A 14448-nucleotide genomic window follows, 5' to 3' on the forward strand; every position below is an offset into this window, starting at 1 on the left:
CGGGAGGACTTCCGCTCGCTATCAGGACAATTGCGTCCACCGATCGGTGATCTCTCCTCATTTTCAAAAATAGCACAGGCGGTCCGCTCAGCCGCAGCACGGAGGACACATCGTGAAGCATACTTTCATCGCAACTCTTTTGGCAGCGACCATCGCGCTGCCGGCCTATGCTGCCGACTACACCATCATCGCTCCGGCAGCGCCCGGCGGCGGCTGGGACCAGACGGCTCGCTCGCTGCAGACGGTGCTGCAGCAGGAAGGTATTTCCAAGAGCGTTCAGGTTCAGAACGTACCGGGCGCCGGCGGCTCTATCGGTCTTGCCCAGTTCAGCAGCCAGAGTGCCGGCAATCCGAACGCTCTCATCGTCGGCGGCTACGTCATGGTCGGCGCACTGCTGACCAACAAGTCGGTCGTCACGCTGAAGGACGTCACCCCGATCGCCCGCCTGACCGGCGAGTACGAAGCCATCGTCGTTCCGGCCGCATCCGACATCAAGACGCTGGCCGATCTCGTCACCAAGCTGAAGGCTGATCCCGGCGCCGTTTCCTGGGGCGGCGGTTCTGCCGGCGGCACGGACCACATCGCCGTCGGCCTGATCGCCAAGGCTTCCGGTGTCGATCCGACGAAGATCAACTATGTCGCCTTCTCCGGCGGCGGCGAAGCACTCGCCGCTATCCTCGGCGGTCAGGTCACGGCCGGCATTTCGAGCTACAGCGAGTTCGAATCGCAGGTCAAGGCCGGCACGCTGCGTCTGCTCGGCGTTTCCAGCGATGCCCGCATCGCCGGCGTCGATGCGCCGACCTTCAAGGAAGCCGGTACCGACGTTTCCATCCAGAACTGGCGCATGGTCGCTGCCGCCCCGGGCCTGACCGATGAAGAAGTCGCCTCGATTGCAGCAGACTTCGACAAGCTCCACAAGTCTGCTGCCTGGCAGGAAACCCTGAAGACCAAGGGCTGGGCCGACACCTACCTCGCGGGTGACGAGTTCAAGGCACAGCTCGAAAAGGATGTCTCGGCCACCGAAGGCATTCTCAAAGACATCGGTCTCGTTCAATGAGTGAAGCCGATACCCCATCGGCAACGAAGCGCCGCCCAGATTGGGCGGCGCTGGTCATTGCCGTCTTCCTCATCGCAGTCGCTGTCGTGGTGTTCTGGGACGCCTCGCATCTGAAGACGATTGCGCAATATGACCGCATCGGCCCGTCGACGGTGCCGAAAGTCGTCGCTCTCGGCCTCTTCTGTCTTGGGATCTGGACGGCAATCGAAGCCTGGCGCGGCGATTTTCCGGAACGCGAACATCAGGAAGTGGCACCCGTCATCTGGATCGTCGCAGGTCTTGCCGGGCAGATGCTGCTCCTGCGCATCGCCGGTTTCTCGATTGCGACCGGCGTGCTCTTTGCGCTGACTGCACGCGGTTTCGGCAAGCGCCAGATCTGGTTCTCGCTGCCGATTGGCATCATCATGAGCTTCATCGTCTGGGCGATCTTCTCGCAGCTCCTGCAGCTCACGCTGCCAGCCGGGCCGCTCGAACATCTGTTCTTCTGATAGCGCTCGCCTCGCGCCGGGCGCTTTCAGTTCTCTAGTTTTTGCGCGGACGGTCCTGTGCCCCCCTCAGGAGCCGCCGCTTGGGATAAAACCATGAGCACATTCGAATTCCTCTGGCAGGGCATTCTGGTTGCTGCGCAGCCGATCAACCTGCTCTACGCCTTCATCGGCGTGACCCTTGGCACTGCCGTTGGCGTGCTGCCGGGCATCGGCCCGGCACTGACGGTCGCGCTGCTTTTGCCCGCCACCTACAAGCTCGATCCGGGCGGCTCGCTCATCATGTTTGCCGGTATCTATTACGGCGGTATGTATGGCGGCTCTACGACCTCGATCCTCCTGAATACGCCGGGTGAAAGCGCCTCGATCGTCACGGCGCTCGAGGGCAACAAGATGGCGCGTGCAGGCCGCGGCGGACCGGCGCTGGCGACTGCGGCCATCGGCTCGTTCGTCGCCGGTCTCATCGCCACGCTCGGACTTGCCTTCGTCGCACCTTACATCGTGAAGCTGGCACTGGTTTTCGGTCCACGCGAATATTTCGCGCTGATGGTGCTCGCCTTCGTCACCGTCTCCTCGGCCTTCGGGGATTCGGCGCTGCGCGGTCTCACCTCGCTCTTCATCGGCTTTGCGCTCGCCATGGTCGGCATCGACCAGCAGACGGGCCAGGCTCGCCTTTCCTTCGGCATTCCCGACCTGCTCGACGGTATCGAGGTGACGACGCTGGCTGTGGCCATGTTCGCCATCGGCGAGACGCTCTATATCGCCGCCCAGGGCAACCGTGGCGAGGACAAGGTGGAAGCGGTCCGTGGATCGCTCTGGATGAATGCGCAGGACTGGGCGCGCTCGTGGAAGCCATGGCTGCGCGGCACGATCATCGGCTTTCCCATTGGCGCCATGCCGGCGGGCGGCGCGGAAATCGGCACGTTCCTCTCCTACGCCACGGAAAAGCGCCTGTCGAAGAATCCCGAGGAATTCGGCAATGGCGCCATCGAAGGCGTTGCCGGTCCCGAGGCCGCTAACAATGCTTCGGCTGCCGGTACGCTGGTGCCGCTGCTGACGCTTGGCCTGCCGACGTCAGCAACGGCGGCAATCATGCTCGCCGGTTTCCAGCAATACGGCCTGCAGCCTGGTCCGCTGCTTTTCGCGACCAACCCGCAGCTCGTCTGGGGGCTCATAGCCAGCCTGCTCATCGCCAATGCGATGCTTTTGGTCTTGAACCTGCCGATGATCGGCCTCTGGGTGCGCTTGCTGACGGTTCCAAAGCCGTGGCTCTATGCTGGCATCCTGCTGTTTGCCACGCTCGGCACCATCGGGGCCAACCCTTCGGTCTTCGAGCTCGGCATGCTGCTCGCCTTCGGCGTGCTCGGTTATATCATGCGGATCTTCGGCTATCCGATCGCGCCTGCTGTCGTCGGCCTCATCCTCGGGCCGCTGGCCGAGCAGCAGCTTCGCCGAGCGCTCGCGATCAGCCAGGGTGACGTGACCACGCTCGTCATGTCGCCGATCGCCTGCGGCCTGCTGATCGTTGCAGCTGCGGCCTTCCTCATTCCGCTGATCCTGAGATTGCGTGGCCGCGGCCAGGTTCTCTCTCAGCTTGCGGCAAATGAAGACTAAAACAAAAAGACGACCCCGACCCCTAATTCAGGCCGGCCGTGGCAACATGGCCGGCCTTTTCTCTTGTCTTTTGACAATTTCTTCCAGTCAGAACCTTACGGTTATTTGTATTTATGATATTGAAATTAAAGCCATAAATAAGAATTTCTTGTAAGGTTCTTGGGGCCGTTTTTCGTTTGCCGGCGAAAGAAATATGCGCTTTTTGCATAGCAGCGGTGATTTCCTGCGCGTTGTAGGTGCACGCAGATTTCCCCATCTAGAAAGGGTCAACCAAAGAGCGAGAGGAAAAGAAGATGTCCGCTTTCAGAAAGTCGATCCACAATGGTTTCCTGGCCCGCGCCTTTGCCGCGCTCGGTGCCGCAAACGCAGTCAGCGCCGCCGTCGAAGGTGGCCGCAAGCCGCGCGCACGCGACCTGCAAGAACTCGGTATCGATCCGGTAAGCTTCGGCCGCGTCATCCGGTAAGACTTGGCGGATGCGTAGATTGTATGCCAGATCCGATATTGAATGAATGAGCCCGCAACCGTTGGTCGCGGGCTTTGTTTTTGGGACTATGCGAGCCGCAGCGCCAGACCGCCGCGGCTTTTTGACTATCAGGCGTGCAGGCGCTCCCGCTCGGGGATATCAGCTTCTTTCTGCCGCTCTTGCCTGTTGTAGCGGATCGAGGACCAGAGCGAGATGCCGATCAGGGCCGCGCCGCCCAGGCCGGTGATGACCTCGGGAATGTGCGTCAAGGTTTGGACGTACATTATCACCGAGAGGATCAGGATGGCATAGAAGGCGCCGTGTTCCAGATAGCGGTATTCGGCAAGCGTTCCCTTTTCCACCAGCATGATCGTCATGGAGCGCACATACATGGCGCCGATGCCGAGGCCGATGGCGATGATGAAGAGGTTTTGCGTCAGTGCGAAGGCGCCGATGACGCCGTCGAAGGAGAAGCTGGCGTCGAGCACTTCCAGATAGATGAAGGCACCCAGGCCACCCTTCGCCGCCTCGCTCATCGCACGCTGCGATGCATCGAGAAGGCCGCCGATGACTTCCACCGCCAGGAAGGTCACGAGACCGTAGATGGCACAGTAGACGAAGGTGATCGCGTCTTCACCCTCCAGGAGGTAGGAGAAGAGCAGGATCAGCAGGAGCACGAAGGCGATCTCGATGCCCTTGATGGTCGCCGAACGGGCCATCACTCGCTCCAGCGAGCCGATCCAGTGGACTTCCTTCTCATGGTTGAAGAAGTAGCTGAGGCCGACCATCATCAGGAAGGTGCCACCGAAGGCTGCGATCGGCAGATGCGCATCATTCATGATGCGGGCATATTCGGCCGGCTCACGTGCCGCAAGCACGAGCGCTTCCCATGGGCCGATCTTTGCCGCGATGGCGACGATCGCCAGCGGAAAGACGATGCGCATGCCGAAGACGGCGATGACGATACCCCAGGTGAGAAAGCGATGCTGCCAGACCGGGGTCATTTCTTTCAGCTTATTGGCGTTGACGATGGCATTGTCGAAGGAGAGGGAGATCTCCAGCACGGCCAGCACGGTGCAGACGAAGAAGACGGTGGCCATGCCACCCAGCGTGCCGGTCGACTGCCAGCCGAGAAATGCGCCGAGTGCGAGGCCGAGCGCGGTAATGATGAAGGCCCAGCGGAAATAGCCGAGCGAGGATTTTTGGGATTGAGGCTGGTTCATGGCTGCACCTCGCAGCCGCAAACCGTTTTTGAAGATGGGGTGAAAACAGAAAAACGCATACCGCAACGGGCATGCGCGATTGGCATGGTGAGCTTTTTCATCGATGAAAAATCCGCCGGCTAATTTGCAGGCGGTACCGACATCACGAGAGCGCCGTAAAAACTCTCGCCAGAGGGGCCCGGCACCAGGGTTCCCCCGCAGCCGATGTCTGGATGAGGCGGCGGGTGCATCACTAGGTAGTCATGTTGCTGCATCAATCAAGATGCACGGGCGGGCAAGGTTATCGATTTCTTTGGAACCATACTGGCGCTCACCCGTTCCGTCCTAGCTGAGCCGATGAAAACATCTCAGATACTCTTGAAGGAGGGCGACGATGCATAATTCGACCCATGTTCCCGACAAACGCACGGAAGCGTCGGACCGCATGAAGCGGGCGAAACCCAATCGCATGCAGAGGGCGCAGGTTCTGCCTCCGCACCAGGTGGACCTGACACTGACCCCGGGCGCGATCCACGACATTCATGTGCCGGCGCATATGACCGGCAGCGACCTTTCCAAGGGCGGGCTTGATATCAAGGGCGACGATGCCAACGTCGCAAAGCCCGTGCGCTGAAAACCAGTTCCGCAACCGACAAGACAGGTGAAATACGAATGACGATCAATCTTGTGCCGCGGGATATCTTCATCCAGCACGAATATGAGTGGCAGGCCGTGCGCGAGGCGGCCGAACGCCGGATCGATATCGGCAAGCGCGAGACGCCATCCTTGCAGCCAGGCGGGCAAACCGCAAAGCCCGCTGCTGCACCTTCGGCCGCACAAGGCTGCTGAACACAGGGCAAAGTCTGTACGAGACGCCCGGCCATGCGCCGGGCGTTTTCTTTTCCGACGAGTTCTGGTCTGGGAAAGCGATCCACGGTCATGTCTTGCCAACCTTTCCGAAAGGATTGGGCAGCGATAATCCGGCCCATTCAAGGGAATCGGATCGATGGCCAAGACAGCGACACGCCGCCGCAAAGCGCCGGCAAAAAGGAAGAGCAGCGCGTCCTCCAGCGGCGCGATGCCCTGGATGGTGATCGGCATCGCCGCGGTGGGCGCCATTGCTGCCTATGACAATTGGAAGAGCATCCGCCCGATGCTTGGCAAGGCCCCTGCTGCAGTCATCCGTGAGGCGGCTGAAGCCAAGCCTCAGGCATCCAAGGAGGCGCCGAAGCAGGTCGCCGTTGCAGCTCCTGCTGTCAAGCCCCGCCAGACGAACGATCCAGTACCACCTGCAGCGATTCCCTCGGCTCCAGTGCCGGTGGCAAAGATCGTGCCGGCCTCTATTTCTCCTGCTTCCCCATCCGCATCGGAAACCGCCAAGGCGGCTTTCGGATATTGCGGACAGGGCGAGCATATCAATTGCGTCGGTGACGCCGGCACCTTCTGGTACAAGGGCGAGAAGATCGTCATTGCCGATATGGTCAGCCCGGACGTGGACCGTGCGCGATGCGAAGACGAACGGAAGATCGCCTTTGCCGCCAAGTCGCGATTACTGGCGCTGCTGAATGCCGGTCCGTTCAACATGAATGCCGTCGGCAAGGCAGATGACCGGGGTGCGCCGCGTGTCATTTCGCGCGACGGGCGTTCTTTCGGCACGCGGCTTATCGATGAGGGTCTGGCCAGGAAGCCGGGATCTGCCGGCGGTTCCTGGTGCGCTTGACGCCGCCTGTCTGACGATCGTTTATTTACGCGGTTATTTCCGCGCTGGCGCCTTGCCGCTGGTGCGGAAGCTGCCGGTGAAGGCCGAATCCTTGCTTTCGGCCGTGCATTCGATGGCGGTCGGCTTACCGGAATAAGGATTGCCGAAGGTGCACGAACCGGCAACCTTCACTTCACCTGTCATCTTATTTCCAACGCCCGTGGTGACAAGGCTGAGCGGCAGGCGGGCATTGCCATTGGACGCGGGCTTGATGCCCTTCCCATCGCCCTGGAAGCCCAGCAGCTTGCCATCAGAGGTGAAGATGAAGGTCACAGTGCCGTTGACGAGCGTCACGCTTGCCAGCTCGCCCTTGCAGCCCTTCGTGGCATCGAATTTCGCGACGACCAGCTTCTGGCACTTGCCGCCAAGGGCAATGACGCCGGGTGCACCCGGAAAATTGTCGTCGGCCTGCGCCGCAGCTGCAAAAGCGAGGGTGGAAAAGGCGGCGATGGCAAGCGCAGATAATTTCATTTCGATTCGAACCCCATGTCCTGACGAGGCGAATCAACGCCTCGGGCTCGATTATCGCGCATGGCATGGCTCTGTGTCCGAATTTGGTTTCGATCCCTTCGGATATGATTTGAGGAGAGCCAGCGCAGGTGGCTTGGTCTGGAATGCGAATCCGACAACTTTAAACGGGAAACTAAAGAGGCCTTTCGATTTCTCGAAAGGCCTTTGCTTTTCAGCGAATTAGGATGGTGGGCGTGACAGGGATTGAACCTGTGACCCCTACGATGTCAACGTAGTGCTCTCCCGCTGAGCTACACGCCCATCCGATGGCGGCGCATAGATCACAAAACCTCCGGAGCCGTCAATAGGCTTTTTTGAAGTTTTGTGACGAGCCGCCAAGAAGCCTTATGCTGCAAGCATCTTGTTGACCTCGTCGACGAGATCGCGCAGGTGGAAAGGCTTGGAAAGGACCTTTGCATCCTTCGGAGCCTTCGAATCAGGGTTCAGTGCAACGGCTGCAAAACCGGTGATGAACATGACCTTCAGGTCGGGATCGAGTTCGGTCGCACGGCGCGCCAGCTCGATGCCATCCATTTCCGGCATGACGATATCGGTCAGCAGCAGCGAGAAGGGCTCCTCACGCAGGCGGTCATAAGCGCTAGCGCCGTTGTCGTAGGAAAGGACCTTGTATCCGGCCTTTTCGAGCGCCTTCACGAGGAAGCGGCGCATGTCATTGTCGTCTTCGGCGAGAAGTATCTTCTGAGTCATTAATCCGGACCGCTGATCACTGATGTTTTTATGGGATACCCAGCCGTCTACACTAAACTTCGCCCGGTAAACAACCGGTGAAATCGCCCTAGCCACGACCGCCATCCCTTCTATGTAGTATGGACTTAAGGGCAGGCAACTGGCAACATAGCCGTCATAGCCACTTGATGACATGGTAAAGAGGGCAGAAAGTGCCGGAAATACGCGAATACGAGCTTTTTGAAGTGCATGAGCCCGTGTCGCAGACCATTCCCTTCGTCTACAACTCCCCTCATAGCGGCCGTATTTATCCACCGGAATTCATCGCGCAGTCGCGGCTGGAAGGTATCTCGATACGCCGGTCCGAAGACCACTATGTCGATGAGCTGTTCGGTGCGGCCGTGGACCTCGGTGCGCCACTCCTCCTTGCGAATTTCCCGCGCGCCTACCTGGACGTCAATCGCGAGCCCTATGAGCTCGATCCGCGCATGTTCGACGGGCTGTTGCCGCCCTATGCGAACATCAACTCGCTAAGGGTTGCGGGTGGACTTGGCACCATTCCGCGCATCGTGGCTGAGAACATGGAAATCTACGCGCGCCGGCTGCCCGTTCAGGAGGGGCTGGAACGTGTCGAAAGCGTCTACAAGCCCTATCACTCGACGTTGCGGCGACTGATTGCGCGCACGCATGTACAGTTTGGCTTCGGCGTCCTGATCGACTGCCATTCCATGCCGGGCAATGTGCGCGTTGCCGGCAGCAATGCGCGGCCCGATTTCATCATCGGCGATCGTTACGGCACCAGCGCTTCGGCAGAGCTTTCGCGTACCGCAATCGGCATCCTCGAGGAAATGGGGTTTGCGGCGATCCGCAACAAGCCCTATGCCGGTGGCTTCATCACCGAACATTACGGCCGCCCGTCACGCGGGCTGCATGCGCTGCAGATCGAGGTCAACCGTTCGATCTACGTCGATGAGGTCACGCTGGAGAAGCGGCCCGATTTCGACATCGTTGCAACCGCCGTCACGTCGTTCATGCGGCAGATGGCCGACTACGTCGAGAAATTCTCCGGCGACCGGGCGCTCGCGGCCGAGTAATTTCTACCTTCAGATACCGTTCGGAACCCGCACTTCATTAAACCTTCGAAGGCTTTCCGCTGAATTTCCCATAGTAGCTAAACCTCAAGTTTCTTTGACTTGAGATGATTGTACGTGCGGTGTCGGGCATTGGATATGCTGGGTGGTTAACCATTGGCGTCTTTGAGATAGGGAATAGACTTATCTCTTAGATGCTTGCGAAGGGCTGGGGTCAATTTCGTGCACAGGTCGCGCGACTCTTTGCGGTACGTCGGCAGTAACTCGAATATCGAGTTTGTGAGAGTGTCTAATTCCATAATGATGATCTGAGACGTCACATCAAGTGGTGTGGTGTGGCTCATTATTTCAGGGCCCGTGACGGTTCCTTCGGTCACACGGGTTCGCAGTTCGATCTTTCTATCGTTAAAATCATTGAAAGCATCACAAATTGATTTGTGGCGCATCGTAAGGGTCAGCAATTCTTGTACAAGTTCGTATTCGCGGGCTTCTATGAAAACAAGCAACTCGTCTGGCTCGATCACTATCTGTTCCAATTTTCCAGATATAAGTGGAACACGTGTCCATAGATCTAATTTCGCGCTGGGATTTGTTCCTTTAGCTTTGTTATCTGCGCTTTTGATATGCTTCAACAAGTATGAGAAGCTGTTATTGATCAGTGTGGCTTTGAGAGCAACGGCAATAGCCTCGCTCTTTCTCTTCTTACGATGTTCACGCCCGGCGAAATATCCAGTAGTTGCCATCGTAATCATGCCACCGATTAGAACTCCCCAAACTTCTAAGGGGATAGCTTTCAGCGCCGTAAGCAAAAAATTGGTGACAGCCGCGAAGGTCATAGGTTCCTACCATCAAACACGAATCAAGTGCTTTCGCGATAGCCTAATTGAGTTGTGCATCGCGCTAAACCGCTCTTTAAGTAAGTGTAATAGGTGTTTCTTTGCACCTTTCGGAGACAGCAATTATGGGTCAGTTACCTGATCAACAGACACGCAAGAAGAAAGCGTCAAATAGCGCGACGATTTTCGTTTCCGTGAGTCTCGCCAGTGCGGTCTGGTTGGTAGCCGGGATCGTAGTTCTAGGTCATGTGGCGCAGTCGCCTAGTTCCTGTAACGGCACATTTAGCTGCCTGACGCTGGACGGTTGGGGCACGTACCTATCGGGCGTGTTCGCCCCGCTAGCGTTTTTCTGGCTCGTTGCTACGGTATGGATTCAATCTCGTGAGCTAGCGCAACAGCGCGAAGAACTCGCGCTTACTCGCAAAGAGTTCGAGCACAATCGAGAAGTCATGAAAGCGCAGTCGGATTATGTTGGCGCGCAAACCGATATTGTTGTTCGCGATCAAGCTGATCACGAGCTTTTGATGCTACTTCGATTGTTTCGAACCTGGGCTATGCGCGCCTTGCGTAAGGTGGAACTGTTTTCTGAAAACCGGAAAGACAAAAGTGAATTCACTAGAGAAATGCCAGATGATCCGGTGGACTTCATCGTCGCGCTTACCTCTCGACTGTCTCTACCGATATTCCAGGTTACAATGTTCGAAGACAACGGAGAGTATCTAAATTTATTCAAGCACTTGAACTCTGAAACGATGAATGAGTTAGCTGATCATCTGGACCGGATTATCGCCATGAAACCTCGCGTGAGTCCTTCGAATGCCGCACTCATCGACCATGTTAAAAGCACTGTTTCTACACAAGACATTCGACAGGTGGCGCAAAAGCTCCCGAGCATGATGGACGATCTCTCAAACTTATTTGTCCCTAATGAGAAAGCGACTTGATCCGTTAAAACGCGTATTATTTCACGGATATGCGATGGTGAATGACAGCCAGTCCACCGCACCTAATCAAATGCCTGATTCTAAACAAAAAAAGACCGCCTTTCGGCGGTCCAAGTCTAGGGAGGAAACACCCAAGGAGGGTATTTACAGTCAGAAGACTGTAGGTAAGAAACTACTGCTGCATTGCACAATTGTCAAGCATTATATTGCACTGCAAAATATTTAGGCAGCTAATCGGAAATTGCCTGTTGTGTTTGCATTCCGCCGATTTTTCGCTATGAAAAACGCCATTTCCCGCCAGCTATGTGGATTTCTCCATGCTTCCTGACCGTTCGTTCTTCAACCGTCTCGCCGAAGCTGCCAAGGCGGAAACCCTGCCGCGTTTTCGCTCGGGCATCAATGTCACCAACAAGCTGTCATCCGGCTTCGACCCGGTCACTGAAGGCGACAGGGCGGCGGAGACGGCCATCCGCGCGCTGATCGAGGCGCATTTCCCCGAGCACGGCATTCTCGGCGAAGAGCATGGCAATGTCGGCCTCGACCGCGAGCATGTGTGGGTGATCGACCCGATCGACGGTACGCGCGCCTTCATTTCCGGTGTCCCGGTTTGGGGGACGCTGATCGGCCTGCAGAAGAATGGCCGGGCGGTTGCCGGCATGATCGAGCAGCCTTTCACCGGCGAACGTTACTTCGGCGATGAAAACGGTTCGACCTATAGCGGGCCTGAGGGCGAACGCCGGCTGCAGGTGCGTGATTGCGGCGCTCTTTCCAATGCTATCCTTTTCACCACATCGCCGCATCTCTTCGTCGGCGAGGAGATGGAGAAATATCGCGAGATCGAAAGTCAGGTGCGGCTCTTCCGTTATGGCTGCGACTGTTACGCCTATGCGCTGCTAGCGGCAGGCCATGTCGATCTCGTCATCGAGAACAGCCTCAAACCCTATGATGTCGGTGGGATCATCCCTGTCATCGAGGGCGCCGGCGGAATCATGACCACCTGGGATGGCGGACGGCCGGAAAACGGCGGCTCCATTATCGCGGCCGGCAGCAGGGCGGTCTACGAAGAGGCGATCGCCATCCTGCAGCGCTAACCCATGTCGTTCAAAAGTGTGCAGCGGTTTTGCGATAACGACATGCGTAAAACAAGAAATTTAAGCATGGCGAGCGAATCCTGGAGATCGCTATGGGTTTTTAAGTTCAGACGCCGATTGCCGTCACGTCATCAGTCGCCTCGGCATCGCTGCCGGGAATGAAGGCGTGGAAGGCGGCAAGTGCGGCGGTGCGATACATATCCCTTTCCTGGAATATCTCGTGGCGGGCGCCGTTGATCGGGACGAGCTGACCGGCGCGGAAATAACGCGAAAGCCTCTCCTGCACCGTATAGGGCACCAGCCCGTCGCGTGTCGGGGCAATGACGATAGAGGGAATGGTGATCGAAAATAGATGATAGGGCTGGGTCACCCGGTCGATCGCCTTCATGCATTCATACATCCAGCGCGCGGTTGGCGCTCCCAACGCAAGCTCCGGGTGGGCTTTTGCTATAGCCGCATTACGCTCGAAGCGTGTTTCGTCCGATGTGAGCGGATTATCAAGGAACTGCAATTCCTTCATCTTGCCGAGCGGCAAGCCGCCAAGACCGACGGCGCAGAGCGCTGTCGAAAGCGTGCGGATGACACCCTGCGAAGCTGACTGGCCTATGAGGCCGAGAAAAGGGGCGGAAAGCACCATGCGGTCGATACGCGTAGAGAGATAAGGTGCGGCGGAAAGGGCAATCAACGCGCCTGTGGAATGAGCCAGCATATAGAAGGGCAGGCGGGTATCCGGGAGCACGACCTTTTCGAGGAAGGTATCGAGGTCGCGCTCGTAATCGGAAAAGCGACGGATGTGGCCATGATTGCGCTTCTTGATCAGCCGGGGCGAGCCACCCTGACCGCGCAGATCGAAAGTCGCGACCCAGAGGCCCTTGGCGGTGAGATCGCGGATCGTCTCGAAATACTTTTCGATATATTCGCTGCGCCCGTGCAGGAGGACCACTGTTCCATGAGCGACCGGTGTCTGCGACCGGAAGACGGCATAACGCAACCTATGGCCGTCGTAGGTCTCGAAAAAACCTTCGGTCCGGTTCTCCGGCACCGGATTGTCTGGGGTCGAATAAAGAACCTGTTCCATAGGCAGAATGTTTCTTCGCGTGAGAGATATACTAGGGGATAGCGCAGGGGCCGGGAAAATCAATGACGAAATTGCGGTTTAATATAAGTGAAGTATAATACATTGAGATTTTTCTATACGGCAAGCTTCGCGAAAGCAGAGACACGCTATGGTTAGTGCGAACGAAGGATTTGTCCCGGCATGAGGCCGGTTATCCGCACGTTCATGACTGAAGATTGGGGCGCCGGGAGGCTGGCCATGAGTTCGGTTTCTTCCGTCGGGTCTGTCAATTCCGGCGTCCACCAATCAACCGGTCCGCAGCGACCGGAGTCCATTCTCGACTATCTGCAGTCGAATTATCTCAATATCGATCCGCCGGATATGCATCTGGCGATCCTGAAACTTTTCAGCGATAGTCCGAAGTCACAGGCAGCTTTCACGCGGGAATATGCTGCCGTCATGGCAATGCCGCAGAATGCCGACATTTCGCCGGAAAACGGTCAGTTCCTTGCGCTCGAGCAGATGATCGTTGACAACCGCGACGCCTTTCCGGCGGAGGGTTTCACGATCAGCACAAAGTTGCCGGGCGGCGGTTCCATCGTTGCCGAAGTGCCGCCTTCAAACAGCGGCGGCAAGGAGAGCAGCAGCCCTTTGTCTATATTTTCAAGCAGTGATTCAGCCACGCTGTCGCGCATCGTCAACGCTCTCATGCTGAGCCATCAAGATGCCGGAGCAGACAGGCTGGATGCGACGCAGGATCAGCTTGCAGAGCTTTACGCCTGAAGAAAAGAGGCCGGCGGAGCTGAGGGAGCTCTTGGCCGGCCGAATTTAGGCTGAAGAAGAAGGGACGATACACTTCAGCCTTCGGGCCAGTGTCACCCGATGACTCTATTTCTAGACAGCAGCGCCTGAACCTTCGCCGAACCTGCCGTTCATGCGGGGTTCACGCAGCCATCACGGGTGCTTTGAAAAGGGGCTTGAAGTCTCAGAAAGCCATACCCATCTGAACTTTGCGGACGCCAGAAGGGTCCGCGCAACCGTCCCGAAGCCGCCAAGAACGGGGTTTCAGGGGCATGATATCGCAACCCGTCGCTTCCCTAGGAGGACATCATGCGTCACGTAGACTTTTCTCCCCTTTATCGTTCCACCGTCGGTTTCGACCGCCTCTTTACCATGCTCGACAGCCTCTCCCAGCCGGAGCAGGTTCCGAGCTATCCGCCGTACAACATCGAGCGGACCGGTGAAAACACCTACCGTATCACCATGGCCGTTGCCGGCTTCGACGAAACCGAACTCTCCATCGAATCGCATGCCCACGCGCTCATCGTGAAGGGCGAAAAGCGCGAAGAAAATGCCGATGGCAGCGAGTTCCTATATCGCGGCATCGCAAAGCGCGCCTTCGAGCGCCGCTTCCAGCTTGCCGACCATGTCGAAGTGACCGCCGCTTCCCTGAAGAACGGCCTCCTGCACATCGACCTTCTGCGCAGCATCCCGGAGGCTCTCAAGCCCCGCAAGATCGCTATTGCCGCTGAGCCGGTCGAAGCTCCGAAGGCGATCGAAGCACAGGTCGTCAACAACTAATCCGCTTTGATGGATCAGATGGAAACGGCGCCCTCGCGGGCGCCGTTTTTGTTTGCGGTCATTTTGTTCA

The 14448-nt window shown here is 57.6% G+C and carries 17 protein-coding genes and 1 tRNA gene; 12 read left to right on the forward strand and 6 right to left on the reverse strand.

Annotated elements, in window-relative coordinates; translation table 11 throughout:
- Positions 1 to 112: 112 nt before the first annotated feature.
- From PMI11_RS25005 to PMI11_RS37770, 4 genes are all read left to right on the forward strand, one after another.
- A complete protein-coding gene (locus PMI11_RS25005; RefSeq protein ID WP_007822790.1) occupies positions 113 to 1057 on the forward strand; it encodes a Bug family tripartite tricarboxylate transporter substrate binding protein in 945 nt (314 codons plus the stop codon).
- Positions 1054 to 1545 carry a tripartite tricarboxylate transporter TctB family protein gene (locus PMI11_RS25010; RefSeq protein ID WP_007822792.1) on the forward strand — a complete coding sequence of 164 codons (492 nt, stop codon included), beginning with the start codon at positions 1054 to 1056 and terminating at the stop codon, positions 1543 to 1545. Before PMI11_RS25005 ends, PMI11_RS25010 begins: the two co-directional genes overlap by 4 nt.
- A 93-nt stretch (positions 1546 to 1638) precedes the next feature.
- Positions 1639 to 3156: a tripartite tricarboxylate transporter permease gene (locus PMI11_RS25015; protein ID WP_007822795.1), complete on the forward strand. Its 1518-nt coding sequence runs from the start codon at positions 1639 to 1641 to the stop codon at positions 3154 to 3156.
- Between the two features lie 293 nt (positions 3157 to 3449).
- The gene (locus PMI11_RS37770) at positions 3450 to 3620 is read left to right on the forward strand and encodes a hypothetical protein (RefSeq protein WP_007822797.1); all 171 of its coding nucleotides are present in this window, start codon (positions 3450 to 3452) and stop codon (positions 3618 to 3620) included.
- Between the two features lie 128 nt (positions 3621 to 3748).
- Here PMI11_RS37770 and PMI11_RS25020 read toward each other — a convergent pair whose 3' ends face one another.
- A complete protein-coding gene (locus tag PMI11_RS25020; RefSeq protein WP_007822799.1) occupies positions 3749 to 4843 on the reverse strand; it encodes a DUF475 domain-containing protein in 1095 nt (364 codons plus the stop codon).
- A gap of 373 nt (positions 4844 to 5216) precedes the next feature.
- Here PMI11_RS25020 and PMI11_RS25025 point away from each other — a divergent pair, with 373 nt between their 5' ends.
- From PMI11_RS25025 to PMI11_RS25030, 3 genes are all read left to right on the forward strand, one after another.
- Positions 5217 to 5456 carry a hypothetical protein gene (locus PMI11_RS25025; protein ID WP_007822800.1) on the forward strand — a complete coding sequence of 80 codons (240 nt, stop codon included), beginning with the start codon at positions 5217 to 5219 and terminating at the stop codon, positions 5454 to 5456.
- A gap of 38 nt (positions 5457 to 5494) precedes the next feature.
- Positions 5495 to 5671, forward strand: coding sequence for a hypothetical protein (locus tag PMI11_RS37440; RefSeq protein WP_007822802.1), 177 nt, complete (start codon positions 5495 to 5497; stop codon positions 5669 to 5671).
- A gap of 157 nt (positions 5672 to 5828) precedes the next feature.
- Positions 5829 to 6542, forward strand: coding sequence for a hypothetical protein (locus PMI11_RS25030; protein ID WP_007822804.1), 714 nt, complete (start codon positions 5829 to 5831; stop codon positions 6540 to 6542).
- 33 nt (positions 6543 to 6575) lie between these two features.
- On the opposite strand, the gene PMI11_RS25035 is transcribed toward PMI11_RS25030, so the two are convergent.
- The 3 genes from PMI11_RS25035 to cpdR1 form a co-directional block, all read right to left on the reverse strand.
- Positions 6576 to 7052 (reverse strand): hypothetical protein, encoded by a 477-nt coding sequence (locus PMI11_RS25035; RefSeq protein ID WP_007822806.1) that lies wholly within the window; start codon positions 7050 to 7052, stop codon positions 6576 to 6578.
- 225 nt (positions 7053 to 7277) lie between these two features.
- Positions 7278 to 7352 (reverse strand) — tRNA-Val (locus tag PMI11_RS25040).
- A gap of 84 nt (positions 7353 to 7436) precedes the next feature.
- Positions 7437 to 7799 carry a response regulator CpdR1 gene (gene cpdR1 / locus PMI11_RS25045; protein WP_003542883.1) on the reverse strand — a complete coding sequence of 121 codons (363 nt, stop codon included), beginning with the start codon at positions 7797 to 7799 and terminating at the stop codon, positions 7437 to 7439.
- 191 nt (positions 7800 to 7990) lie between these two features.
- Between cpdR1 and PMI11_RS25050 the strand changes: the two genes are divergently transcribed.
- On the forward strand, positions 7991 to 8872 hold the full coding sequence (locus PMI11_RS25050; RefSeq protein WP_007822810.1) for an N-formylglutamate amidohydrolase: 882 nt from the start codon (positions 7991 to 7993) through the stop codon (positions 8870 to 8872).
- A 146-nt stretch (positions 8873 to 9018) separates the two neighbouring features.
- On the opposite strand, the gene PMI11_RS25055 is transcribed toward PMI11_RS25050, so the two are convergent.
- On the reverse strand, positions 9019 to 9705 hold the full coding sequence (locus tag PMI11_RS25055) for a hypothetical protein (protein ID WP_007822811.1): 687 nt from the start codon (positions 9703 to 9705) through the stop codon (positions 9019 to 9021).
- A 125-nt stretch (positions 9706 to 9830) separates the two neighbouring features.
- On the opposite strand from PMI11_RS25055, the gene PMI11_RS25060 reads away from it, so the two are divergent.
- The gene (locus tag PMI11_RS25060; protein ID WP_007822812.1) at positions 9831 to 10649 is read left to right on the forward strand and encodes a hypothetical protein; all 819 of its coding nucleotides are present in this window, start codon (positions 9831 to 9833) and stop codon (positions 10647 to 10649) included.
- A gap of 317 nt (positions 10650 to 10966) precedes the next feature.
- Positions 10967 to 11740, forward strand: a complete 774-nt coding sequence (gene hisN / locus PMI11_RS25065; RefSeq protein ID WP_007822813.1) for a histidinol-phosphatase — start codon at positions 10967 to 10969, stop codon at positions 11738 to 11740.
- 106 nt (positions 11741 to 11846) lie between these two features.
- On the opposite strand, the gene PMI11_RS25070 is transcribed toward hisN, so the two are convergent.
- Positions 11847 to 12818, reverse strand: coding sequence for an alpha/beta fold hydrolase (locus PMI11_RS25070; RefSeq protein ID WP_007822814.1), 972 nt, complete (start codon positions 12816 to 12818; stop codon positions 11847 to 11849).
- A gap of 237 nt (positions 12819 to 13055) precedes the next feature.
- Between PMI11_RS25070 and PMI11_RS25075 the strand changes: the two genes are divergently transcribed.
- Together PMI11_RS25075 and PMI11_RS25080 are read left to right on the forward strand one after the other, a co-directional pair.
- Positions 13056 to 13580, forward strand: coding sequence for a hypothetical protein (locus PMI11_RS25075; protein ID WP_007822815.1), 525 nt, complete (start codon positions 13056 to 13058; stop codon positions 13578 to 13580).
- Positions 13581 to 13907: 327 nt separating this feature from the next.
- Positions 13908 to 14378: an Hsp20 family protein gene (locus PMI11_RS25080; protein ID WP_007822816.1), complete on the forward strand. Its 471-nt coding sequence runs from the start codon at positions 13908 to 13910 to the stop codon at positions 14376 to 14378.
- Positions 14379 to 14448 lie beyond the last annotated feature (70 nt).

It is taken from the genome of Rhizobium sp. CF142, from assembly GCF_000281145.1.
In the GTDB taxonomy this organism is placed as follows: domain Bacteria; phylum Pseudomonadota; class Alphaproteobacteria; order Rhizobiales; family Rhizobiaceae; genus Rhizobium.